Consider the following 24,381-nt stretch of genomic DNA (forward strand, 5'->3'; position numbering starts at 1 on the left):
GACGTCTCTGCGAGGGTATTGACATTTCTACACAGGAGACAACCGTCCTGTACGGGTCAATGATTCATTCCCAGTCGTACGTTTCTCGCACTGTTTGTGCAAGGAGTTCTCCCGGTTTGAGGACAATGTAAATGATGATGAATGGCTCCTCGCGGGGTTCGATCACGAACACTTCGTAGGGCGGCGTGCTTCCGTCGATGGGAGCAAGGAGTGGATCGATCGGCTTGATGCCATCACGAAACTCCGAATACAGGTCACGTTCACCCGCTTGTTTTGCGAAGACGTAGAGGACGCCGTTCACGTCTCTGTCTGTGTCTCGAGTAATCCGTGAGTTCATTGCGGCCGCCCCGGCGTTGTGCCAGCACTCGATTGCTGCCTCGAAAATATTCGTCGCGTCGGGAGCGAACGCGATCGTTGTTTCACTCACAATTTCGACTGCTGTGAACCGCGGGCGATCGCCCGACCAGTCGAACGCTGCACGGACTTTGTTCCCCGGCTCGATCGCTGTGATCGCTCGTGCTACTTCGTCTTCGTACCCCGTTGTGACGACGTACACCGGGTCGGCGGTCTCAGTGTCGAGCAAAAGGAACTCATCGTCGTCGCGCGAACTCTGGAGCACGCGATACGTCCGTTCGGTCATCAGTTGTGGCTACAATGTCATGGTTCGTGTGCCTATCGACACAGTGTAGTGAAATTTACGAGCGTCACAGAACTCCGAGCGAACGGGCTATGATGAGCGCAACGAGCACACCGACAGCGAGCGTCACGACAACCGCCACGACCAGCTGTGATCGGGCGACCGTCCGGTGATCTTCGACGACCGATTCTGGGACGAGACGATAGACTGCGTGCCGGCCAAGCAGCGCAAGCAGGAGATCATCACTCCAGCCGATGATTGGGATGACATCAGACAGCACATCGACCGGCAGTAGCACGTACACCGCTGACAGGACGACGATGGCAGTCACACGGAGCGGTGTTCGTCGGTCGAACGCAATACGGACGAGCGTATACACCTCCGTGAGTGCTTTCACTGTCGGTCGCTTCATCCACTGATCGCTGTCGAATAGGGCTTCTACTGGCTTATAGTCGGGGTTGGACTCGGTCTCTCCGAGCAATCCGAATAGTGGGTGAACTGACGTCTCTGAGAGTAAGCAATCCAGAGTTGCTGGTGTGGTCGTTTTAAGCGCTGCCGAGCAAGGACTGGTATGCGCGTCGTGACACTGCTTCCGTCAGCGACCGAGATCGTCTACGCGCTCGGAATCGATCCGGTTGCGGTTTCGCACGAGTGTGATTGTCCTCCGGCCGCGAACGCAAAACCGGCAGTAAATCGCTCACGTGTCGACGAGACGGCCACGAGCAGAGAGATTGATCGGCAGGTACTCGCCCAAGAACGCAACGGTGGTGTCTACGAGATCGATCTCACGGTGCTCGAAGCAGCGGAGCCGGATCTCATCATTACGCAGGGGCTGTGTGATGTCTGTGCTGTCGACAGCGTGCTTGTCGAAGACGCTGTCGAGACGTTGGGACTATCGTGTGACGTTCTCACCACCGACCCACACAGCCTCGATGACATCCTCGACGATATTCGACGGATTGGGACGAGGACAGGAACGGAGCAGCGCGCCGAGGAGCTGATTGAGGACTGTACGGATCGAATCGAATCCGTCCGAGAGACTGCGCCTGCACCGACTGATGAACCACGGGTCGTGGTTATCGACTGGATGGATCCAGTGATGACCGCGGGTCATTGGGTCCCGGAGATGATCTCGATAGCAGGGGCCACCGCTCCCTTCGACGCCACTGCGTCGATCCCGCGGGAGTGGGACGAAATCGTCGCCGTCGATCCCGAGATGCTTGTGGTATCTCCCTGTGGATTCGATCTCGATCAGACGACAGCAAACCTCACTGACCTCACTGCACGCGACGGCTGGGACGATCTCACCGCCGTCACGACCGGCCGCGCGTACGCCCTCGACGGTAATCGGTACATGAATCGTCCGGGCGTCAGCGTCGTTGACTCGCTCGAATATCTTGCAAGCCTGATTCATCCCGAGACGTTTGGATTACCACCTTCTGACGCTGCTCAGCCGCTCGATCGACTCATCGTGTAGTACGGTTGTACTGCAATAACTACAGCGAGGGCGATGCGAGCACTGCTCAGCGCCGCCTCACGCGCTGTCTGTCTCATCTGCGCCCTCAATCAAATCAGACATGTCGTTGACAAAAATCTCTGAGCGGGAGTAAAGCGCATCGACGTTTACCGTGGGGGGTGACTGCTCGCAATCGGCCTCTCGACGCGTATCATACATCTCATTCAAAAATTCGCCGTCGGATCGGGATGCATCCCCAGCCAAGACGACTTCACGGCCAAAGAGTCGACTCACGGCACCGTGCTTTTTCGGATAGAAGCCTTTGTCGTACAATACAGCTTGCGCTGCGTGAAAACATGCGTAGTACAATCGGCTGATGGCTCCTCGCTTTGTCCCCTGTTGACGTAACGTATTTGCATCAGCAAGTGCTCCGTATGCCAATTCTAATTCGACATCCGGATCATCCGGCATACGCACGTCCCTCTCTCTTCACCGTTGTGAGATACGAACTACTCTTCTGATTTTCAAACTCATCTTTTGTCTTGATATTTTTTGAAATGAGAATATCGTACTCCACCATAACATCAAATACTATTGTCTTGGCGGCGTCACGAACCCGCTTCCGGGATAGCTCGTCCTCGATAACGAGTAGAACATCTACGTCTGAGAACTCCCGTTCCTCTCCACGCGCCACGCTTCCGTATAGGATGATTTCGTGGATATCGTTTCCACACTCTTCTGTGAGCCGGACGGAGAACTCTTCGAAGGCCTGTTCGTGCGACGAGTCCGAATCGTTCTCGACGAGGCTCCACGCGAGTGAATTGCCTATCTTCTTACCCGTGACGATTCCTTCTGATTCGAGTTGTCTGAGTCGATAATCCGCACTCTGTCGGGCAACTCCGACAGCTTCAGCTATTTCGCTCGTGCCAGCAGGCTCGTGCTCACGAACTGCTTCGATATACTCGTTCGCTGGATACCGCTTCCTACCTGATTCGGTCATATGATACATTGGATTCCGTTATACAAGTATGCTATGCAGCAGAATAGGATAACTACGTGCCGGCAGAACGTCGGGGAAAGCTCTATCCGCAGCGTGCGATTCACCGGGAAGATTGTACTGAGTGCAACTCGTGCTTCTCGGTTGTCTCGGTTTGGTTTTCGAGCGCTTCGATCACGACCCACTCAGGTTTCGGTTCAGTCTGCACCCACTGAACAGGTCGTTCGGTACTCCACGTCCGCGATCGAGTCGATTCCATCTTCGCCACAGACGGGACACGCGGGATTCTTCTCGATCGTCACTTCGTCGAACGTCATTTCGGCCGCGTTGTAGAGGAGGAGCCGCCCGGCGAGCGATTCACCGTGTCCGAGCGCGAGTTTGATGGCCTCCGTCGCTTGGATACAACCGATCGTTCCGGGGAGGACCCCGAGAACGCCTGCAGTTGCACAGTTGGGCACCGTTCCTTCTGGCGGGGCTTCGGGGAAAATACACCGGTAGCAGGGTGTATCTTCTGTCGCTGGGAACGTCGCTACTTGTCCTTCGAACCGGAGAATCGCACCGTGAGAGACGGGCGTTCCGGTGAGTGTACAGATATCGTTCAGGAGAAAGCGCGTCTGGAAGTTGTCCGAGCCATCGACGACGATGTCGTATTCGGAGACCAGATCCTCGACGTTTGCCTTCGTGACACGCGTTTCGTGCGTCTCGACGCGAATATCTGGATTCTGATGAGCGATGAAGTCGGCAGCACTCTCGACTTTCGGTCGTCCGATATCACTCTCTCCGTGGATGACCTGCCGCTGGAGGTTCGAGCGTTCGACGACATCGTCATCCGCGATGCCGAGCGTTCCGACACCAGCGGCAGCGAGATACTGAATTACCGGCGATCCCAGCCCGCCCGCTCCCAGACACAGCACACGACTTTCGAGAAGTTTCCCTTGGCCCGCTGGACCGACCTCGTCCATGATGATGTGCCGTGAGTAGCGATCGAGCTGCGTCGAATCGAGATTGAGGTCAGCCATACAGTACTGTTAGCACGACAAGCGATAAGCACCTGGGGATAACCAGAAGCAGGATACAGAAATCGTGCGATCGGGATGCAGATACGGATACGGATACGCAGGATCAATTACGAGTATACAGCGAGTAGAGGATGGCGCTCAGTCCGCAGATTTCGAGTCCGCGGTTCACGATTGGGAGATACGATGTGTATACGCGTGATTCGAACCCGAATCGCTGTCCGACTCCAGCAACAACGAGCGATAACACAAACGGGACGATCGTGAGCAATGCGAGGCCAATAGCGAGAAACAGCATTCGCCGGCTGTCGTTTCGGCGGTAGCCACGATAAGCCTGAAATACAATGTACAGTCCCATGACGATTGCCACACACGTCAACGTTAGTAGGACGAGGTAGTCGATGGCCCCTTGCCCGGACGCATATTGCGCGAATATCATCATAGTTCTCCCCACATGTCTGTGAAACGATCGGCGATGTCCTCGGAGCGGCGTTCTTCGACGGCAATCTGTAGATCACCATCCGAGAGATCGACCGTGAGTCGTTGCAAGCGAGCCTCGTAGACGCCGTAGTGATGGCCGTCCTCGGCGATCTGGGTGTGTTCGGTGAGGAGATCACAATCGACGAGGCGTTCGATGCGGCGGTATATCGTCGGAAGGGACGCGCCGCATTCCTCACTCAGCATTTTTGCGGACATTGGTCGTTTGCTCGTTGCAATGAGAATCGCCCGGGCGTACTCATCGTCGAGGAGCGAAAACAACTCTCCCGGCGAACGATCCCCATTCACGTGCCCGATTTGGGGGAAGTCATAGTAAAATATGTCCCGATATTCTCGTTCGGAAAATCATAGATAGTACTCATACCATCGGATACACTCTCCTACGATGATAGTATTTGTCTCCGGCCTTCGACCATCCATCGAGTCTCTATCGACTGTACCGTCTTCGGGCGTCTTTCGGTCCCATCGATCTTGAATTCAACGTGACCTCGTCACCGAGAACCAGTCTCCGCAAGTTAGAACACAAGTTGCTCTCAGCGAGTCGCTTCCCGGTTCACACCGGCTCGTAATCGAGACCGATAAGACTACAACAATGGGCGTGGTTGACACCTCACGAAGCAAGTAGTGGCCAGTAGATATACAAGGGTGTCTACTGAGCACTCAGGAAGAACCGTTATCAACCAGTATTGGAGCCAACTCATGCACGGAGAGAAAATGATTGTCGTTTCCCGAATTACGGTCGTAGCACTCGCAGCCTTGCTCGTGTTCAGTTCGTGTGGGCTTGCGTTCGCGTCGGTAGAACCCGTTCAGCAGGGTGACACGACGGAGTATGATCCAGCGGACTGCCCACTCCCCTTACTTGGTTTCGATTCGGGTAATGCTCTGTCCACTGATACCGGGAACGACCTCTCCAAATACTCTCAATCGCTCGACCGAGGACACAGCAATCTCGTCGAGAAGCTTTCGGGTAGTAGCAATGGTCTCGCTATTCCGGTCTGGGCCGTTCTCTTCCGATACAGTCGGTACGACGATTCAGACCCACTCGAAAACGACGTCCGCCAACAGATTTACGACGTGATTGAGCGCTCGCCGGGGACGTACATCTCGGAAGTGAGTGAGGAGGTCGATGCCTCTCGCTCGACAGTCCGGTATCACGTCCGCATTCTTGAGGAGGAGAAACTCATCGTCGGCGAAGATGTTCGAGGGAAACATCGCTTCTATCTCGTCGGAAGCGACGATCCGCAGTTAGCCGCAGCTCTCAATGACGACGCGACTGCGCGCGTGCTCAACGCTATCGCCCGGCTAGAATCGGCGACAGTATCGATGCTCGCAGACGAACTTGATCGTTCGCCTGGAACCGTCTCGTATCATCTCAACCGGCTCACAGACGATGGACTCCTCGAACAAGAGAGAAAGGGCAACGCCGTCGTTACGCGACTCGCGAGCGAAATCAAGGCACAGATGCTGCGCGGAAGCAGCTCCATCTCCCCTGCGAAAGCCGACTGATTCGATTCCCCGCTCGAATCTCTACCTGCGGCCGTCTCTTGCTTGGACAACGCTAACACGAAAACATCCTCTCACAGTCCTTTTAAAATTACCACTCTTTACATTCATCACACACTAACTGCTCACCATCACGCCACCGCCGCTGGACGGTCTCGTGACAGCACTCACACGCCACACCGTCTCCCGTCCAAACCATCGTCGAGCGAGCGGGCGATAGATCAGATGAAGACGGAGACGAGGATGTGGATGCGGACGCGGACGAAGACGTATAATTCGATGATTGATCGGGCGTATCGTCCGTCTCCTCGTTCGATGTCTTTGATGTGGCGTCAGAGTCCCGAGATTCCTGACCCGTTTCCGTCTCTTCATCGGTGGATGTGTCGCTCTGATCCAAAAATTCGTCGAGCGAGCGGTCCATAGTATAGGTGTATGCTCGCCGGTACATAGCGATGGCGGACGGACACGCACAAGTAGTCGCGGGCGAACACACCAGTATGGCAAGCACAAATATCCTCTCAGAGCTGCTGGGGAGCATTCCGCAACTCATTCAGGAATTCGCGGGCATCCTGCAGGCGAGTTCTCCGCAAGCCGTATTGTTGATCGTCGGTGGCCTTTTTGTGACGTTCTCGGTTGTCATCATGGGATACCTCACAGCGGGAGCACTTCTCCGTCCCATTGGCGGCCTTCCCTCACAGGGACGTAGTTATGGTCGTCAGGGTCGGGGCCGGTAAGAGAGGCCACTAACTGTGTGCTCGATCGAGCGCGCTTGCTGCTAGCTCGATCGCTGTATCGATATTTGGTCCGATCGGAGCCGAAACGACGATGCTATCGGCGTATTCAAGCACCGCACGCATCCGCTGTTCGACTGTTTCTGGCGTGCCGGTGATGCTGAACGCATCTATCATTTCGTCGGTGACGGTGCCGAATGCCTTTGAGAACTCGCCTGCACTGATTGCCTCGCCGATCGTCTCCGCACGCTCTCTATCGATCGCGTGGCGATCGAGTACCGGTTCAGCAGCACCCGCGGTGATGAACGCGACCGGTGGACGAGCAGCCTCTCGCGCTGCCGAGGCGTCGTCTGCGATTGAGACACTCGCGTACGCGACGAGATCGAACGGACCGCGCTCTTCGGTGTCACGCTCTTTGAGTCCGCGATCAACTTGTTCCCGTGCCCACGCGATGCTATCGGGGTGTGATCCGTTGAACAACAGTCCGTCGGCGTGTTTTGCACTCATTCGGCACATGTGTGGTCCTTCTCCGCCGACGTACACCGGACTGGCCGCTGCATCGTAGTTCAGTCCCGCGTTCGTCGCCTGAAACGAGCCGTCGTGGTCGATGCGTTCGCCCGACCAGAGTTGCCGCGCCGTCGTGAACGCCTCCAACACCGATCTGAGTCCTCGCTGGTCGGCCAGTCCGAGATTCTGGAGTGTCGATGGGTCACCCGGCCCGATCCCGTAAATAGTCCGTCCACCGCTCGCTTCGGACAGCGTCGCCATTGTGGAAGCGAGCCTGACCGGATGGATCTCGTATGGGTTGATCACGCCCGGACCGAGTCGAATCTTCGTTGTTTCGCGGGCGAGTTGTGAGAGCACGACGAACGGATCACGGTTGTTGTAGTGACAACTCGTGAACAGCGTGTCGAATCCAGCGCGCTCGGCGGCCACACCGAGTTCGACGGCGCGATCGACAGGATGCTCGGGTGTCAGTTCAATGCCCTTCATCGTTCGAACTCCCATTCCTGGAGTGCCTGTCTGATGAAATCGCTTTCGTACTCCCGAAAGAGGTTGTCGCTCCCTTCGTGTTCGCCGAATTCGAAGTCTCGGATCACGATAACTGGCGTTCCACCGTCACCTTCTCCGCTCACGAGATTCGCTGTGGCAGCGAGTTCGTCGACGACCGACTCGACTGTTACTTCGAGTTCGTGGCCGTTGCGGTCGTACTCGCCGCGCCAGTCACGGCTTGCTGGCATTCCTGCCCACCCGATCGCAACGCCACGCTGACCGAACCGGAACGGTCGTCCACACGTGTCTGTGACGATGACTGGAGCACCGAGTGATTCGTGAAGACTGACTGCGCTCGTGTTCGGATCGGACGGGAGCAACAAGAGATCAGCGTCAGGGACGTTCGATCGGTCGATTCCCGCGTTGACAGTGATGTGGCCGAACTGTGTCTCCGTGAGTAAGAATGGCGCGTCCATCACGAGATCAACCGATTCGTCGAGAACGACCTGCGCGAACCGTGGATCTTTCTCGTCATCGGTGAGTCGAGCGAGCCGTGTCGCTATCTCGACAGCCCGATCACCCGCAACCACGCTGTCGAGATCCATCGTCCGACCTTCAGCCTTCGAGACAATAGTGCTCGCAATGCATACAACATCGTTCGGCTGAACGTCTACTCGCTCTCGAATCAGTGCCCCAATATCGTCTCCCGGACGAATTTCCGGTAGATCGGGTACCGCGAACACGTTCATACTGATTGGACGAAAGGAAGCGTCATAAACGGACGCGATACCGGAGAATACACGCAGTACGTCATTCTCGATACGATGAACAGAAACCGACCAACAACTGCTATCGATGCCGTATTCGGATTCGGTCTTTCGATTACGTGTTGTCTTTTGTTGTGACATCGATATCGCCGTCTTCGACATCGGCCACCAACATCGACGCTGTTGACGCCGGGGCTGCTCCTGTCGCGCTCCCCGGATTCAGCAGACGGATTCCGTCAACCGTCGTATCCATGAGTTGGTGGGTATGCCCACACACGCCGACCGTCGAATCCGCTGCGTGTTCTGTCACGATGTTGGCGATTCGTCTCTCGTAGTCGTCCAGTGACCCGGTGCCGTGAGTGACGACGAATCGGACGCCACCGAGATCGACGGTTTCGACCTCCCGAAGACCAATCTGCGGATCCATGTTCCCACGAACGACGGTCACATTGTCCGCCAGTTCGCGGACGGATTCGAACGTCTCCTGTGAGTCAAAGTCGCCAGCGTGGATCGTATGATCCGCTCTTCGTATCTCCTCACACACCCAGTCTGGGATCTCACTTGCCCGGGAAGGGATGTGGGTGTCGCTGATGATTGCAACGCGCATACGGTCGAGAATTCTGCTGCGGACGAAAATAAAAGGGATGGCACATCCGACCATCGGAAAATCGTAGAGGCCCTGTGTTGATGTCTCTCCGAAACGAACCACGGATATGGACGAAACACACGTCGTGACGTGTTTCCTCCGCAACCGTGCATCGGTGCTGCTCCTCCGTCGCAGCGAGGCCGTCGGTACCTATACTGGACTGTGGGGTGGTGTCGCCGGATACGCAGAAGGCGCGCCGGACGAACTCGCTCGTCAGGAAATCGCAGAAGAGACCGGGCTTGAAGAGAACGTGACCCTTGTTCGTGCTGGCGATCCTCTCTCGGTCGTTGATGCGGATCTCAGTACGGAGTGGATCGTCCACCCGTCTCTGTTCGATTGTGATTCGCGTGTGGTCGAGACGAACGAGGAAACAACCGAGTACGAATGGGTGTCGCCAACTGAAATTCTCCATCGCGAGACGGTCCCCGGTCTCTGGATGGCTTACGAGCGAATCGCGCCCTCTGTCGAAACCATTGCGGATGATCGAAACCACGGCTCGGACTATCTCTCGATCCGTGCATTGGAAGTCCTACGCGATCGGGCAGCGAGTCGAGAGCACGAACACGGGAACAAGGATCGAGAGTCGCTCACAGCACTCGCCCGCCGTTTGCGCGATACCCGTCCGAGTATGACAGTTATCGAAAACCGCATCAATCGGCTCGTGTCCGAGGCGGACGAAACGGTTTCGTCCACGACTGCAACACGCGCGATAGACCGAGCGCTCACCCGCGGCGACGCTGCCGCAGCGGCGGCCGCCGACCGACTCACAGATGCGTCTGTGCTCACGCTCTCGCGTTCAGGAACCGTCAGAAAAACGCTCGAACGGCTCGATGGAGAGGTCTTCATCGCCGAATCCCGACCCGGAGGAGAGGGCATTCCGGTCGCGGAATCGCTCGCAGAGACGACCGACGTAACCCTTCTTCCGGATTCGACGATCACACACGCGCTCTCGACCGCGAGTGTGGATGCAGTGCTCGTCGGTGCAGACACCGTCCTCGCGGACGGCAGCGTCGTGAACAAAGTCGGCACGCGAGGAACAGCACTCGCGGCCACATACGAAGACGTGCCAGTGTACGTAGTGACAGCAGCCGATTCGATCGCTAATGATACTGGCATCAATGGTGTGGATCGTACTCGTATTGATCTCGAACCGAACGAGCCATCAGCTGTCTACGATGGAAACGCCGATATCGACGTGCTCGCGCCCACATTCGACGTGACACCCGCCGATTGCGTGACCGTCATCACCGAAGATGGTCCGCAGTCAGCGACTGATATCGAACGGATTGCCGATCGGCACCGCGAGTACGCCGAATGGAGTGAGGAGTAATCTCTCGCAGTTTTGCACAGCTCTCGATCGTATTTCGGAGCGAACTTCGACGAAGAGGAGTGGATTCTTCACGCTCCGGATCCGACTGGCGATCGGTGGCAGTGAAGACAGTTACCCCCTCTGAGCCCCTTGTGATGAGGATTTTTCCAGAGCCACCATCTTACTATCACCAAACCACGGCAGTCACATCGCTGTAACCGCTCTCTTCGACCGTACTTTTCGCCACAACTGTCGCTTTCCGCAGCTCTCGAACATACTGAAACAGATCGCATTTGCGTGGACGAACAGCGGTTCACCGTCGGTTGAGTGGGTGGAGAAATATTTTTGTACGATCCGACATAGCTTTCAGTATCTTCTCTCGGCCGTAGCCGTGCTGCTGTGCTACGGCCGACTGCCATCCGTCACGTGGCGAGCCAATAATGAAACGAGACGTGTACAACGAACTCGGAGCACAGTTTTCTACTCACCGAATCGTGCGTCAACTGCACGCTGTACCGCCACACGAGGTTTACGAAATTGTTGTGGATGGCCGGCACGCTGTCTACAAAGGCGACACTGGACCGACGGGAAATGCTGCCATCGAGGGGCGCGTGATCGCGTTTGTCGATGAGCACACGTCCGTTCCGGTCCCCGAAATCCTGTTACTCGAAGACGATTATTTCATCGCCGCGTGGCACTCAGACGCACCAACGCCCGAACGAGACGTCGATGAGACGTGGGCAGACGCCGCTGGCCGACTGCTCGCAACGCTGCACGACGAAACCACTTCACTCATCGACGAGTATGGCCGCTTTCGATCAGACAATGACGCTATTTCGGTCGTCGGCTATGAGAACTGGCAGACGGCCGCAATTGCGTATCTCCGTCGTCGTCGAGAGATCATCGCACAGTACGGACACGCCGATGTTGCGGATGCTGTTATCAATTTCTTGAACGACCATCCCGACGCGTTTTCCGGCGTAGACGATCCTGTCTGCTGTCACGGGTGGGCAACACCGGAACACGTTTCGGTCGCTGATGGTCGGGCCGTCTGTGTCATAGACTTCGAGCACGCAATCGCGGCGCCGAGCGAGTTCGACTACTGGCGGACCGTTCTCCCGACGTTTGCTCAGGCCAGTTCCCCATCGAACGGGCACTGTCCACAGACGGCGTTTCGATCGGGATATGAGTCTGTCCGATCGTTTCCCGATGGATTCGAGCGCCGAGCTCCACTTTTCGTCGTTCTCCACGAAATCTATTTCTTCGAATCCCTTTACGTACAGAACCAGCACAGTCCGGAGAAAACTGACGAACGTGCAGAGTGGCTCCGAAAGCGTGTCTTCGAAGCATTAGAAACGCTCTCGTAGAGTCTCTCATCGTTGCTGAACTTGAGAATCCGTCTCTATATTTTGAACTGATGGTACAAATCGGCACACGCGGTAATTCCTCACAAATTTTGGTTCGGGAAAGCCCGACTAATTTGTCGAGTCGTCTTCTTCTTGTAGTTGCACATCGAGTAATCGGTATGCACGCTGCCGTTCACGACTCCATCGCGTTCAGCTTTGATCCACAGCAGGTCGCTGACTACCTCGAAGCAAACGGACTCGAAAGCACGATTGTCGAAAGTGGATCGTCTGTCGCGGAGTACGACGTGGTCGTCACGTTCGGGCACGAAGAGACGCTCTTCGAAGCGCCGTGGGTTCACTGCATCCGCGCCGGTATCGACGAATTTCCAACCGATCGCTACGCCGAGACGGACACAAAACTCACACACAGCCCTGGTATTCACGCCACGACGATCGGTGAAACTGTCGCTGGGATGATGCTCTCGTTTGCTCGCCGGTTGCACCGCTACCGCGACAACCAACACGAGAATGCGTGGCGCGTCGAATCGTACGACGCTGCCTTTACACTCGCAGACGAGACGGTCTGTGTCGTCGGTCTCGGGACGCTCGGCGAGGGCGTAGCGCTTCGAGCAAACGCACTCGGAATGGACGTCGTCGGTGTCCGCCGTCGACCCAAACCCGTCTCGGGCGTCGACAGTGTGTTCCTTCCCGACGATCTCTCGGATGCCATTGCTGATGCCAGGTTCGTTGTTCTCTGTGTCCCGCTGACCGAAGACACCGAAGCAATGATTGGCGCAAACGAGTTCCAAGCGATGCGCGACGACGCCTACCTCATCAACGTCGCTCGCGGACCGGTTGTCGACGAAAATGCCCTCCTCAACGCGCTCGAATCGGGAGATATCGCTGGTGCAGGACTCGATGCACACACCGAGGAACCGCTTCCGGCTGACTCTCCATTGTGGGATAAAGAGGAAGTCATCCTCACACCGCACGTCGGGGCACTCACAGACTCGTATCACGAAGACGTGGGCGCGCTCGTCGTGGCGAACGCAGAACGGATCCAGCGAGGGGAAACAATGTTCGATCGAGTCGCTTGAGTTCCCGGGTGATGCGGAACGACTGTTCGTATCTGCTTCGATACTACCTAATTCAAGTGAGACGTCCCACCGTGAACAGCGAGATAGTTAACATGGCAGCAGAGTGTAGTTCCACTGATGACCGCCGAGGCGATCGTGGATCGGCTGGCCGGAATCTACACTACTGCGGATTTTCCCGTAGAAAACATCGGACAGACTAACTCACAGGAATCTGCGTCTTCGAGTGCGGGCTCGGATACGGCCGCACAGCACAACCGAGACGCCTTCGAGTGTCTCGTCCGCACAATCCTCAGCCAGAACACGAGCGATACGGCGAGCCAACCCGCACACGACGCGCTGATGGATCGATACGCAGAAGACGAGATCAATTCTGATCTCGCGGGCGCATTGGCCGAAGCAGCACAATCGACGCTGGCAGCAACGATCTCGTCTGCGGGACTGTATAATCAAAAATCGAAGACGATTATCCGTATTGCAACGCGAGTGATCGATGCGTACGGGAGCACCCAAGCGTTTGATGAGTTCGTGAAAGAAGAGCCGTACCACGATGTTCGGGAGACGCTCCTCGATATGAACGGAGTCGGACCGAAAACGGCCGACTGTGTCCTCCTGTTCGCTGGCGGCCGCACTGGAGTTTTTCCGGTCGATACGCACGTCCACCGCATCTACCGTCGTCTCGGTATTGCACCCCCCGATGCCGACCACGAGGACGTTCGTCAGGTGCTCGAACGAGACGTTCCAGACGAGAAGTGTGGATTCGGTCACACCGCGAGCATCCAGTTCGGGCGCGACTACTGCACCGCCAGATCACCAGCGTGTACTGGCGATACTGATTGTCCATTAGAAGATCGCTGCGAGCAGGTTGGTATCCGTGAAACGGAAATTGTCGATCCAGCAGACACACTCGAGTCGTTCTAAGAATGATTTTCGACGGTGATCTTCGAGGACAATTCTGGAGCGGTGGTTTTTTTCGGCCAACGACTTGATTATTTCTCGATGATGCTTTCCTCGACGGTTTCACCGAAGTGGCGGGCGGTATCCTCGTAGTAGACGAGCACTTCATCATCGACCGCGAGATCGGTGACCGATTTTCGGCCGTCGGCGGTGGCGACTTTGATGGTTTCTGCGTTCTGGAGCAGCGTTTCGATCATATCGCCGTTGACTTCAGCTTGCACGCGAAACATCGGTCGTCGTTCGATCTTCGCCCGCCCAACGACGGTTTCGCGGGTGTTGCCCTCTGTATCGACGACCTGTACCTCATCGCCACTCTTGAGCTCAGAGAGATACTTGGTGCTTCCATCGGGGGTGCGGACGTACGCGTGGACCGCGCCCGCATTGACCCGGAACGGACGTGATGCAACGTATGGGGACTCGGCAGTCTCTGCGTGAACGAAAAACAGTCCACGGCTCATGCTTCCGACGAGCATTCCCTCATCGTGTTCGAAGAGATTCCCGGTATCAACACAGACCCGGTCGGCTGAACTGGTCTGTTCGATCGCGGTCACTGTCGCCCACACAAGATCGAGCGTCTCGCGCTCGGCCGCATCGCGGGTTTGGACTGTTTTTCGAATCTCGTCGGGATCGTCCGTGTCGAGGAGGACGGCATCTGCTCCGTGTTCGAGCGTCTCGAATGCCGTTCGTGCTTCGTCTGCGGTCTGTACTCCAGCAATGAGCGTTGTCTCGTCACCGATGCGTGCGATCAGGTTTTCGAGCGGGATGATCTTCCAGTCCTCACCGACGACGATCGTGTACTCGGCGTCGGCTGCGGCTGTCTCTGCGAAGGATTCGTAGGCCTGCTCGCGGATGCGGACGAAGACGCCGCTCGTGTGTCCATTGGCGCGTTGTAGCCTCGAAATATCCGCTGATCCGGAGTGTTCGCCCGGGAGATCAAGTGTTCCATCACCCTCACTATCTTTTCCAACGATGGTCGCATCCGGTTTTGCACGGTCGGATTCATCAGCTTCGTCGTCGGATTCAGAAATCCGCCGATCGTTCGTTCCAAAGGCGGCGACATTCACCTGTCCGAGTTCCCGAACCTGTTCTACGTCTTCGCGGTCGACGAGCACCCAGTCGACGCCAGCTTCCAGACCGGTGGTGATGCGTCTCCGTCGCGCATCCCAATCACCGACCTCGTCGTCTGCTTTGAGCCAGACGGCGCGTGTCATGATCGGACGCTAGATGTGAACACTATTGAGTATGGTGAATCGCGCCTAGTACGTGAATACTGCCAAAGAGAGCCGTGAAATTTTTATCGAGAGCGGTTGATACACGGAAAGATGCCGATTACCACAGTCCTGTTCGATCTCGACGAGACAATCTGTGAACACCCGAGATCGGGTGAGGACCGTCTGAATGCGGCGTTCGAGCGCGCCGATATCGAACCATTTTTCGATACCGCCGACATCCGACGATGGCTCCCAAAGATCAACGAGGATAACGATCTCGAATTCCGACGTGCACTCTTTCGAGCCATCGCTCGTGAGAAACAGCGAGATCTGCATATCGCGTCGGATCTCGTGGACGCGTACAGAGAGCCTGACCCGACGCGTGTTCAGTTTCTCCCTGGAGCCAAGCAAGTGCTCGAAACGTTCGCGTCAGACTACCGACTCGGTTTGGTGACGAACGGCCCCCGAGAAACACAACAGTTGAAGCTCGACGCCCTCGATATTACAGACGCATTCGACACGACGATTTTCTCGGAACCGGGACGTCCCGTGAAACCGGACACCGAACCGTTCGAGCGCGCACTCACACTGCTGGATGCTTCCCCACAAACGTCGGTCCACGTCGGCAATTCGATCAGATCCGACGTGGCCGGAGCGAACGCAGCCGGTCTCCACTCGGTGTGGGTACCACGACCGGCATCGATCGTGGATCGAGAGCAGACGAGCGTGATTCCAGACGAAACGATCGAAACGCTCTCGCAACTTCCCGCAGTAGTAAGTGAATCATAATTGATACTCTGCCATAGCCTTTATTCGTGATTTTTCAATCTGAGTTATGTCTAGTGTATTTTCTAACCCAAGCGTTTACCGCTGTCGTCGATAACGATCGTCTCAACCATTCATTCCCACGATTCTGATCGGTCGATTTGCTGACTCTACTCGTCTCACGACCTGCTTTTTGTCATGTTGGAGGTAGCGCCTGACGCGTTCTCAGATAAGCGAACAGACGTGAAAATGTGTGATCACATCTGCTACTGACGAGTCTCATCGATCTAGAATGGCCGACAATGGGTACAGTAGAAGAACGCGCAAAAGCGAGTTCGAGCGACTGTATGTAGAATGAGTTGAGCTTTGTTACGCTTCGATCATCAGCTCGGCCTGTTGTAGTGCTTCCTCGGCCGAGAGATCTTCGTGGACGACGCCAGCAACCGCCCGAGTAATAGCTTCCGGGTCGTCGTGCTGGAAGATGGTTCGGCCCATTGAGACGCCTGCCGCCCCGGCGTCCATTGCGCCACGAACCGCCTCAAGCGATGCGCGGTCAGAGTCGGGCTTTCCACCAGCGATGACGACAGGTAGAGCGGTGGATGCGACGACGCGTTCGAAGCTCTCTGTGTCTCCGCTGTAGGCTGTTTTAACGATATCAGCACCGAGTTCCTCTCCGAGACGGACAGCGTGTCCGAGCGCTTCGGCATCGTGTTCGTCGACATCCGGTCCGCGTGCGTAGGTCATCGCCAGAACGGGAAGACCGTACTCCGTGGCGTTCTCAGTGATACGGGCGAGATCCTCGATCTGTTTGGGTTCGTGGACGCTTCCGACGTTGATGTGCATCGAGACCGCATCCGCACCGAGCTGGATGGCTTCCTTTACCGTTCCGGTAATGCGTTTATCATTTGTGTCCGGTCCAGAGACGGTCGAACCGTTCAGGTGAACGACGTAGCCCGCTCCGTTCGTGTTTCCGTGGACGCGTGGTGCGATTCCTTTCTGTGTGAGGACGCAGTCCGCTCCACCCCGAGTGACGGCATCGATGGTTCGCTCGATGCGTTCGAGGCCGTCGACGGCCCCGAGTGTGATACCATGATCCATGGGGACCATAACGTATCGTCCCTCTGTTCCAATTCGATTGAGACGTGCTCGTACTCCGGTAGTCATTATCATGTTAATCTGTGGCAGGCGTTGTTCAAGTCCGTTCCGATCGTGGCGGAGATTGCATGCTCACAGCAGTTCCCTCTGCGAGTTCGCGCGCTTTTTCTTCGAGACGCGCCGCAATCTCCGCTGTCGATTCTGTTGATTCTGTTTCGGCTCCGTCCGCGACGATATCGACCAGCGCACTTCCTACGATGATACCGTCAGCGCCCGCAGCAACGATCTCGCTCGCCTGTTCGCCCGTCGAGATACCGAACCCGACGGCCGCTGGCAGATCGTACGCTTCGAGCCGTTCGAGACCACTACTTGTTTGTTCACTGACGTCACTGCGTGCGCCCGTGACGCCGAGGCGTGCTTGCACGTAGACGTATCCCGACGTCCGTTCGAGGAGCTCCGCGAGTCGATCTTCGGGTGTTGTAGGTGCGACGATAAAGATCAGATCGCGGTCGAACGCATCACACGCCGCGCGAAGCGGATCTGCTTCTTCTGCCGGGAGATCGGGAACCACAAACCCATCGATACCAGCCGCAGCAGCCCGCTCGACGAACGGTTCGGGTCCTTCCCGTTGCCCGTACTGGTAGATGAGATTGTAGTACGTCATGCACACCAGCGGGACATCGACATCGAGACGCTCAGCGAACTCGAAAAAGCGCGCTGGCGTCATTCCGCCCGAAAGCGAACGGGCAATTGCGTGTTGAATGGTCGGGCCCTCGGCGATCGGCTCGCTGAACGGCAATCCGAGCTCGATGATGTCTGCCCCGCCCCGTGCGAGTGCTTCAACGTATTCGATTGACTCCTCGAAGGTGGGGTCACCCGCCGTGAGATACGGAATAAACGCCGGTCCGTCGTCGAATACCTCGGTGATGCGACTCGGGATCATTCGTTTATCCCTCCGTTTCTGGAGAAGACATCCATGTCTGGTCCGTCGGGAATATCGCGCGCTGCGGTCTCTTCGAGGACGGTTTCGAGATCTTTATCGCCGCGCCCAGAGACCGTGAGAACGACCCGATCCCCGAGCTGTTCAGCGGTTGCGTCCTCCAACCACGCGATGGCGTGTGCGGTCTCCAGTGCGGGGATGATCCCCTCCGTCTGTGAGAGTCGGTGGAACGCGGATAACGCGTCATCGTCCTCGACAGTCGCGGGCGTGATGCGACCCGTTTCGACGAGATGTGCGAGTTCGGGCCCAACACCTGCATAATCGAGGCCCGCGCTCACGCTGTGACTCTCCATAATCTGGCCGTCCATATCCTGAAGGATCTTCGTCCGTGCGCCGTGGAGAACGCCTTCTGTGCCGGTTGTGAGCGACGCAGAATTGGGAGCAACACCGCGTTCCTCATCGACAGCCAGTGACGAACCACCTGCCTCGACAGCGAACAGGGAGACGTCGTCGTCAACGAACTTGTGGAACGATCCCATCGTGTTGGAACCACCACCCGCGCACGCGATTACACTTGATGGGAGCTGCCCGGTCTGCTCGCGCAGTTGCTGACGGGTTTCTTCTGAGATGACCGATTGGAAATCACGCACCATTTTCGGGAATGGGTGCGGCCCGACGACCGATCCGATGACATAATGCGTCGTCTCGACAGTCTTCGCCCAATCACGCATCGTCTGACTGATCGCCTCTTTGAGCGTGCCACGTCCCACGTCCACCGGCGTCACCTCCGCACCGTTGAGGCGCATCCGAAAGACATTGGGACGCTGTCGATTCGTATCAGTCCGTCCCATGTAGATCTCACAGGGCATATCGAGATGGGCCGCGGCCATCGCTGTCGCGGTGCCGTGCTGTCCAGCGCCCGTCTCGGCGATGATCCGTTCTTTTCCCATGTATTTCGCGAGTAACACCTGCCCAAGCGCGTTGTTCAGCTTGTGCGCGCCGCCGTGGACCAGATCCTCGCGCTTGAGATAGACGTTCGTCTCGTAGCGCTCGGAGAGCTGCTCTGCGTGTTGGAGCGGCGTCGGGCGACCGCCGAACTCGCGCAGTCGCTCACGAAACTCGTCCATGAAACCATCTTCGTTGTCCAGCACATACCGTTCGTAGGCGTCGGTCAACTCCTCGATGGCTGGCATCAATGCCTCGGGAACGTACTGCCCTCCGTATTCGCCGAATTTCGCCGTGCTCATACTGTCGATCTTGTCAGCTTCCGTGTGTTTTTCTCGACGTCACCGTCCATGATCGCCGTGCCGATCAGCAGACCGTCTGCCCCGGCTCTGCGCATCCGTGCGGCGTCTTCGGGGGATGAAATTCCACTTTCTGCAATCAGCGTGACATCGTCTGGCGCTGGCGCGAGGCGCTCGAACGTTCCCAAATCGACGTCGAGCTGTGCGAGATCGCGGTTGTTGATGCCGATGATAGCTGCATCCGCCTTGACCGCACGCGTCAGTTCGGTTCCTGTATGGACCTCGACGAGGACCTGAAATCCACGTTCGCGAGCGGCCGCGAGCAGTCCCGGTAAATCATCGACGAACCGTGCAATGAGGAGAATCACGTCTGCTTTCACGGCATCGAGCTGGGATTCGCGGAGAATGAAATCCTTGCGGAGAACCGGAACGTCGACTGCTGCCCGAACCCGTTCGAGCGTGTCCGTCGATCCTCCAAAATGCTCAGGCTCGGTCAGTACGGAGAGCGCCGCTGCCCCACCAGAAACCATCTGGGTGGCAAGCGCAACGGGGTCATCGGTTCGCGTTCCGTCCGTCGTTGGACTTGTCGGTTTTACTTCGGCGATTACCGGTATCTGCCCGTCGGCGTCGGCTCTCGCGAGTGCCTCCGACAGATCGCGCGGCGTAACGGAAACCTGCCCGTCGGTCTCGACCGACCGCTCGCGCGCAGCAGTGAGAATCGATTGCACTGCTGGTGCGAGATCGCTGGTCAGTGCGTCACTATTCACATCCATTATTGTACACTGATGGACTCTTTTGTACATAAGGCTTGCGTCCGGAAGGGGTGCTGGCCGAAATCGCTACGGGAGCGTCGGACCGAATCTTTCAAGCCACTGTCTGGTGTATGATAACTATGGACGATTTGACGGATGAAGCGGCGGGTATCTACACCCGTGAGTCGCCCTATCTCGACCGGTATGTCCAGATGGGGATTGCGAGTGACCGCATCATTTCAATGTCATTTCCTCGAACACCGGAAGACAATGCGGCTTCGGAGCACCCGTTACTGTCGCGCGTTTTCGCCTATCTTGAAGGCAAGCGCGACGATTTCGCTGATATCGACGTTGGATTGACCGTGCCAACCCCCGATCGTGCGGTACTCAAAGCGACGCGGGGGATTCCGTATGGCACACAAGTCAGTGTCGAACAGCTTGCGAGAACAGTTCCCGATCTCGCGTCCGACGACGAATCACACGAAACCGTTCGAACCGCGCTCGCTAACAATCCCATCCCGCTGGTGATTCCAGACCATCGTGTGCGCGATGCTCCGAGTGCTGCTCCTCCTGAAATCGAGCAGCGACTGCGAAGCTTGGAAGGATTGTAACGAGCCGGTTACTGTGACATCGAGGGAGTACTAATAGCTGGGATCGGGATCGGAACAGACGCTTTTGGTGATTAACGCAGTCTCGATGACAGCAACTCGGAGATCATAAGGTCGTCTCAATTGCTAATCGAAAGCTCCCGGCGAAACGTTCGAGGATTGTTTCTACTGCAACAATGTGATAACTCTGTTACGAACAGAGAACTGAGATCTTCTACGATCTTCAGATAGAATCAAATGGAATCAGTGTTGCATTCTGTTGGAGAGCATCGGTTGGTGTAACCAGCGGTAGACTATTACGTCCACGAATATTCTGCTATTATATTGTGAGTCGTGACAACCAATCTCACAAAACAGATTCGTCCCCCTCGTTGGGCGACGAATCACGTAGCACTGAACAGCCTGCTCTGAGTCCTGAGCAGTCGTTCGACGCTGACGAGGATTTCGATCTCCACCATCACACCGCGTTACTCTATGAGGGCCCAACTGACCAGTTTGCGGCCATCCTCCCGTTCATCCGCGACGGTCTCGAGCACGGTGATCGGTGTCTCTACATCTACGACGACAATTCGAAAGCGGATGTGGTGGCAGCGATGCACGATGCGGGGATCGATGTCGAAGCGGCCGTCGCTGCTGGCGACCTATCCTTCCACTCGAAGGAGGAACCATTCCTCCAAAACGGATCGTTCGTTCCGGATGCAACCATCGATTTTGCTAGCGAGACGATCAGAGCAACGACCGAGGATGACGCGTACGATACGGTTCTCGTCACCGGCGAGATGTCGTGGATACTTGATGGTGAGCACAATCTTGATAGATTGATCGAGTACGAGCAATCACTCAACACTGTGTTTGGCACCCGGCCTGTTCATGGAATTTGTCAGTACAATGTTGAGAAGTTCGATCCCGAACTCCTCAATCAGATTATCCGTACACACCCCAACCTCGTCTATGGTGGGTCGGTCGGACAGGATTTTTACTACATGCCATTCGAAGGAGCTCTTGGCACCGACAATTCAGACGCCAACAGCGAGTTGCGACAGACGCTGCTCGAACGAGTAACTGCTTACGAGCGTCTCGAAAGCCGCGAGCGGGCATTGAGCGCTCTCAACGACGCTACTCGGGAGTTGATGCAGCTCGAAGCCGATGCTCTTCCAGATCGTGCTGTCGATCTCGCACGGGTCCTTGGTGTCGCATTTGCCTCTGTCTGGTCGTACGACGAGACCTCCGGCGAGCTAGAACAACAGAGTCACAGCACCGACTATGGACACACCTCTGCGCTCGCTGATCTCTATCAGGACCACGCGTGGGACGCCTTCGTTACCAATCAGACCAAAGTGTACGAGGATCTGTCTGGTGATCGTTCCGAATCGTCACCTACGGAGCTCCAGAGCGGGATGATCGTTCCACTCGGGCGACACGGCGTCTTCTGTGCCGGTTCGATTCATCCGGATGCATTTGATGACTCCACGATCGAGCTTGCAAAAACAATCGGGGCGAACATCGAAGCCGCCTTCGACCGGGCTGAGCGCGAACAGATGGTGGAAGAAAAGAACAGGCAACTAGAGCGGCTCAATCGCATCAATCGCGTCATTCGCCAAATTAGTGAAACCCTCGTTGAGGCCGACACACGCGAAGACATCGAGCGGATCGTCTGCGAGCAACTCGCGGCGTCTGATCCCTACCAGTTCGCTTGGATTGGGAGCGAGGATGTCGAGACGGAGACGATCACGCCACAAGCGTGGGCCGGCGTCTCGAACGAGTACTTCGAGAACCATACGATTTCTACCAAGGAGGACGAACCAAGCGGTCAAGGACCGGTCAGCACGGCGCTACGAACACGAACTGTGCAAATCGTTCAGGATACCGTAATTGACCAATCGCTTGAGCCATGGCGAGAGACGATCCACCAACACGGGTTCGCAGCCTGTATCAGCATTCCACTCACCCACGCCGAACTGTCCTATGGCGTGTTGACGTTGTATGCCGACACGCCAAACGTCTTCGACGAGATGGAAGCAGAGGTGCTGGCCGAACTCGGCGAGATGATCGCTCACTCTATCGATGCAGCGGAAACAAAAGAGCTGTTGCGCGCCCCCAGCGTTGTCGAACTCACGTTCACTGTCTCGGACACCACCGATATCCTCGCACGGCTCGCTCGCGCAATTGGTGATGAGATCCACTTCGATGGGCTCGTTGATCACTCGGAGGATGGTGCAGAGCTGTATTTCACCGTTCAGGACAGCACCGCCGATGACGTTGTTTCGGCGACTGATGGTTTCTGTGGGATCTCTGAGATCCAAGTCATCAGCGACAAGGACGAAGAGCGTGTGTTCACGGTGACGGTCACTGAACCGACGCTCGCGTCCCGTATTATCGACAACCAGGCTATCATCCGTTCGCTCACTACCACCGAACAAGAGATGACCGTCGTCGTCGATCTTCCCTCAACCACTGCTGTCCGTGAATTTCTCGATGCGCTCAAATCGACCTATCCAAACCTCGGACTCGTGGCTCGACAGAACAACGATCGCCCAATCAAGCGAGGACAGGGGTTACAGGAGGTCGTCACCGAACAACTGACTGACCGGCAGCGTGAGGTTCTGAAAACCGCCTATCTAAGCGGCTTCTTCCAGTCCCCTCGTGGACGAACGGGGGCAGAACTGGCTGAAGCACTGGATATTTCTCAGTCGACGTTTACTCATCACCTCCGTGGAGCCGAACGCCGGTTCTTCGAGATGGTGTTCGACAACGACTGAGCTGACCACCTTCTGTAACCAATCGCTCCAATTATTGTATTAATAATTATATGTTCTTCAGCAATTCATCCGATCTCGGTGCCAACAGCGGTTCGTTTCACCCCAAACCCCTTTGTTGACTGTCCCGTACCCACGGCAATGGCTGTGTGTGACACGTGTGGAGAGCAAGAGAACATGCCCTACCGATGTCGGCATTGTAATGGGACATACTGCGGAGAGCATCGGCTTCCGGAGAGTCACGACTGTCCGGGGCTCCAGAACTGGAGTGACCCGAGCGGTGTCTTCGATAGTGGATTTGACGACAGCGTGAATCAACCGAAATCGACCCTCCAAACGCGGATTGGGGGTAGTGGGCCGTTAAGCTACTTCCGGGGGAACATGACGTACCTCTTTCTCGCGTTGATGTGTCTGACGTTCTTCGCTCAGATCCTCATCGCGCCGCTGATTGGCATCGGGCGGGGGACGCAACTTTGGTACGCGCTGTTCACCTTGAATCCTAACCATCCGCTCTACGTCTGGACGTGGATCACGTCCATATTCGCTCACGGGGGTCTCACGCACCTCTTTTTCAATGGCATCGTGCTCTTCTTCTTCGGCCCGATCGTCGAGCGCAGCATCGGCTCGAAGAAGTTTGCGGCGCTCTTTATTGTGAGTGGCGTGCTCGCTGGCTTTGCACAGATCGGTCTCGGATTTCTCGTTGGGAGTGCGGTCCCACTCCTCGGTGCGAGCGGTGCCATCATGGCTGTCATGGGACTCCTCACCGTTCTCGACCCTGACCTTACCGTATATCTGTGGTTCTTTCTCCCCGTCCCTATCTGGCTACTCACGATCGGATATGCCGTGTTCTCTGTGTTCGGATTTGTAGTCGGCTTCGGTGGGAACGTCGCCCACATGGCCCACCTCGCTGGTCTCATCACCGGTCTCATCTACGGTCAGCACGTGAAATCACAGGGCGTGAGCACCCCCGGACGGATGCAACTTGGTCCCGGACAGGGTCCGGGGGGACCGGGTCGTGGTCGTGGTCCGTTCTGATGATCGGTCAAAATTGTGGTGCTCA

General features: G+C 56.5%; 27 protein-coding genes. 11 read left to right on the forward strand and 16 right to left on the reverse strand.

Features of this window, described 5'->3' with window-relative positions; all coding sequences use genetic code 11:
* Positions 1–64 precede the first annotated feature (64 nt).
* Both MW898_RS17400 and MW898_RS17405 read right to left on the reverse strand, forming a co-directional pair.
* Complete coding sequence (locus MW898_RS17400) at positions 65–640, reverse strand: DUF6663 family protein (RefSeq protein ID WP_248909184.1); 576 nt, start codon at positions 638–640, stop codon at positions 65–67.
* A 64-nt stretch (positions 641–704) separates the two neighbouring features.
* Entirely contained in the window at positions 705–1,049 is a 345-nt protein-coding gene (locus MW898_RS17405; protein WP_248909186.1) for a YkvA family protein, read from the reverse strand.
* A gap of 159 nt (positions 1,050–1,208) precedes the next feature.
* Between MW898_RS17405 and MW898_RS17410 the strand changes: the two genes are divergently transcribed.
* On the forward strand, positions 1,209–2,114 hold the full coding sequence (locus MW898_RS17410; protein ID WP_248909188.1) for a cobalamin-binding protein: 906 nt from the start codon (positions 1,209–1,211) through the stop codon (positions 2,112–2,114).
* A gap of 57 nt (positions 2,115–2,171) precedes the next feature.
* On the opposite strand, the gene MW898_RS17415 is transcribed toward MW898_RS17410, so the two are convergent.
* From MW898_RS17415 to MW898_RS17435, 5 genes are all read right to left on the reverse strand, one after another.
* On the reverse strand, positions 2,172–2,564 hold the full coding sequence (locus MW898_RS17415; protein WP_248909191.1) for a HEPN domain-containing protein: 393 nt from the start codon (positions 2,562–2,564) through the stop codon (positions 2,172–2,174).
* Complete coding sequence (locus MW898_RS17420; RefSeq protein WP_248909194.1) at positions 2,554–3,093, reverse strand: nucleotidyltransferase domain-containing protein; 540 nt, start codon at positions 3,091–3,093, stop codon at positions 2,554–2,556. Before MW898_RS17420 ends, MW898_RS17415 begins: the two co-directional genes overlap by 11 nt.
* 194 nt (positions 3,094–3,287) lie before the next feature.
* On the reverse strand, positions 3,288–4,109 hold the full coding sequence (ubaA, locus tag MW898_RS17425) for an SAMP-activating enzyme E1 (RefSeq protein WP_248909196.1): 822 nt from the start codon (positions 4,107–4,109) through the stop codon (positions 3,288–3,290).
* Positions 4,110–4,212: 103 nt separating this feature from the next.
* Complete coding sequence (locus MW898_RS17430; RefSeq protein ID WP_248909199.1) at positions 4,213–4,545, reverse strand: DUF7521 family protein; 333 nt, start codon at positions 4,543–4,545, stop codon at positions 4,213–4,215.
* Complete coding sequence (locus MW898_RS17435) at positions 4,545–4,892, reverse strand: winged helix-turn-helix domain-containing protein (RefSeq protein ID WP_248909201.1); 348 nt, start codon at positions 4,890–4,892, stop codon at positions 4,545–4,547. The genes MW898_RS17430 and MW898_RS17435 overlap by 1 nt, the downstream gene beginning before the upstream one ends.
* Before the next feature lie 411 nt (positions 4,893–5,303).
* Here MW898_RS17435 and MW898_RS17440 point away from each other — a divergent pair, with 411 nt between their 5' ends.
* Positions 5,304–6,110 carry a winged helix-turn-helix transcriptional regulator gene (locus MW898_RS17440; RefSeq protein WP_248909203.1) on the forward strand — a complete coding sequence of 269 codons (807 nt, stop codon included), beginning with the start codon at positions 5,304–5,306 and terminating at the stop codon, positions 6,108–6,110.
* Positions 6,111–6,198: 88 nt separating this feature from the next.
* Here MW898_RS17440 and MW898_RS17445 read toward each other — a convergent pair whose 3' ends face one another.
* On the reverse strand, positions 6,199–6,528 hold the full coding sequence (locus MW898_RS17445) for a DUF7573 domain-containing protein (RefSeq protein WP_248909205.1): 330 nt from the start codon (positions 6,526–6,528) through the stop codon (positions 6,199–6,201).
* A gap of 31 nt (positions 6,529–6,559) precedes the next feature.
* Between MW898_RS17445 and MW898_RS17450 the strand changes: the two genes are divergently transcribed.
* Complete coding sequence (locus MW898_RS17450; RefSeq protein WP_248909207.1) at positions 6,560–6,841, forward strand: DUF8024 family protein; 282 nt, start codon at positions 6,560–6,562, stop codon at positions 6,839–6,841.
* Between the two features lie 9 nt (positions 6,842–6,850).
* Here MW898_RS17450 and MW898_RS17455 read toward each other — a convergent pair whose 3' ends face one another.
* From MW898_RS17455 to MW898_RS17465, 3 genes are all read right to left on the reverse strand, one after another.
* Positions 6,851–7,831, reverse strand: coding sequence for a 5,10-methylenetetrahydromethanopterin reductase (locus MW898_RS17455; RefSeq protein WP_248909210.1), 981 nt, complete (start codon positions 7,829–7,831; stop codon positions 6,851–6,853).
* Entirely contained in the window at positions 7,828–8,580 is a 753-nt protein-coding gene (locus MW898_RS17460) for a coenzyme F420-0:L-glutamate ligase (protein ID WP_248909212.1), read from the reverse strand. Before MW898_RS17460 ends, MW898_RS17455 begins: the two co-directional genes overlap by 4 nt.
* A gap of 133 nt (positions 8,581–8,713) precedes the next feature.
* The gene (locus MW898_RS17465) at positions 8,714–9,205 is read right to left on the reverse strand and encodes a metallophosphoesterase family protein (protein WP_248909215.1); all 492 of its coding nucleotides are present in this window, start codon (positions 9,203–9,205) and stop codon (positions 8,714–8,716) included.
* 106 nt (positions 9,206–9,311) lie between these two features.
* On the opposite strand from MW898_RS17465, the gene MW898_RS17470 reads away from it, so the two are divergent.
* The 4 genes from MW898_RS17470 (at position 9,312) to MW898_RS17485 (ending at position 13,914) form a co-directional block, all read left to right on the forward strand.
* Complete coding sequence (locus MW898_RS17470) at positions 9,312–10,574, forward strand: eIF2B alpha/beta/delta subunit family protein (protein WP_248909216.1); 1,263 nt, start codon at positions 9,312–9,314, stop codon at positions 10,572–10,574.
* 419 nt (positions 10,575–10,993) lie between these two features.
* Entirely contained in the window at positions 10,994–11,920 is a 927-nt protein-coding gene (locus MW898_RS17475; protein WP_248909218.1) for a phosphotransferase family protein, read from the forward strand.
* Positions 11,921–12,078: 158 nt separating this feature from the next.
* Positions 12,079–12,996: a D-2-hydroxyacid dehydrogenase gene (gene ddh / locus MW898_RS17480; protein WP_248909220.1), complete on the forward strand. Its 918-nt coding sequence runs from the start codon at positions 12,079–12,081 to the stop codon at positions 12,994–12,996.
* Between the two features lie 117 nt (positions 12,997–13,113).
* Positions 13,114–13,914 carry an endonuclease III domain-containing protein gene (locus tag MW898_RS17485; RefSeq protein WP_248909222.1) on the forward strand — a complete coding sequence of 267 codons (801 nt, stop codon included), beginning with the start codon at positions 13,114–13,116 and terminating at the stop codon, positions 13,912–13,914.
* 68 nt (positions 13,915–13,982) lie between these two features.
* On the opposite strand, the gene MW898_RS17490 is transcribed toward MW898_RS17485, so the two are convergent.
* Positions 13,983–15,161, reverse strand: coding sequence for a 3-dehydroquinate synthase II (locus MW898_RS17490; protein WP_248909223.1), 1,179 nt, complete (start codon positions 15,159–15,161; stop codon positions 13,983–13,985).
* A 111-nt stretch (positions 15,162–15,272) separates the two neighbouring features.
* On the opposite strand from MW898_RS17490, the gene MW898_RS17495 reads away from it, so the two are divergent.
* Entirely contained in the window at positions 15,273–15,950 is a 678-nt protein-coding gene (locus tag MW898_RS17495; RefSeq protein ID WP_248909225.1) for an HAD family hydrolase, read from the forward strand.
* 345 nt (positions 15,951–16,295) lie between these two features.
* Here the strand turns inward: MW898_RS17495 and MW898_RS17500 are convergent, their stop codons facing one another.
* The 4 genes from MW898_RS17500 to trpC are packed head-to-tail and all read right to left on the reverse strand — an operon-like array spanning position 16,296 to position 19,978.
* A complete protein-coding gene (locus MW898_RS17500) occupies positions 16,296–17,090 on the reverse strand; it encodes a 2-amino-3,7-dideoxy-D-threo-hept-6-ulosonate synthase (protein WP_248909802.1) in 795 nt (264 codons plus the stop codon).
* Between the two features lie 28 nt (positions 17,091–17,118).
* Positions 17,119–17,964: a tryptophan synthase subunit alpha gene (gene trpA / locus MW898_RS17505; protein WP_248909227.1), complete on the reverse strand. Its 846-nt coding sequence runs from the start codon at positions 17,962–17,964 to the stop codon at positions 17,119–17,121.
* On the reverse strand, positions 17,961–19,208 hold the full coding sequence (trpB, locus tag MW898_RS17510) for a tryptophan synthase subunit beta (RefSeq protein ID WP_248909230.1): 1,248 nt from the start codon (positions 19,206–19,208) through the stop codon (positions 17,961–17,963). The genes trpA and trpB overlap by 4 nt, the downstream gene beginning before the upstream one ends.
* On the reverse strand, positions 19,205–19,978 hold the full coding sequence (gene trpC / locus MW898_RS17515) for an indole-3-glycerol phosphate synthase (protein WP_248909231.1): 774 nt from the start codon (positions 19,976–19,978) through the stop codon (positions 19,205–19,207). The genes trpB and trpC overlap by 4 nt, the downstream gene beginning before the upstream one ends.
* Before the next feature lie 119 nt (positions 19,979–20,097).
* Here trpC and MW898_RS17520 point away from each other — a divergent pair, with 119 nt between their 5' ends.
* From MW898_RS17520 to MW898_RS17530, 3 genes are all read left to right on the forward strand, one after another.
* Entirely contained in the window at positions 20,098–20,568 is a 471-nt protein-coding gene (locus MW898_RS17520; protein ID WP_248909233.1) for an MGMT family protein, read from the forward strand.
* Between the two features lie 323 nt (positions 20,569–20,891).
* Positions 20,892–23,324: an MEDS domain-containing protein gene (locus MW898_RS17525; RefSeq protein WP_248909235.1), complete on the forward strand. Its 2,433-nt coding sequence runs from the start codon at positions 20,892–20,894 to the stop codon at positions 23,322–23,324.
* 138 nt (positions 23,325–23,462) lie between these two features.
* Positions 23,463–24,356: a rhomboid family intramembrane serine protease gene (locus MW898_RS17530; protein ID WP_248909238.1), complete on the forward strand. Its 894-nt coding sequence runs from the start codon at positions 23,463–23,465 to the stop codon at positions 24,354–24,356.
* The last annotated feature ends 25 nt before the right edge of the window (positions 24,357–24,381 follow it).

Source organism: Halocatena marina (genome assembly GCF_023276375.1).
GTDB classification, from domain to species: domain Archaea; phylum Halobacteriota; class Halobacteria; order Halobacteriales; family Haloarculaceae; genus Halocatena; species Halocatena marina.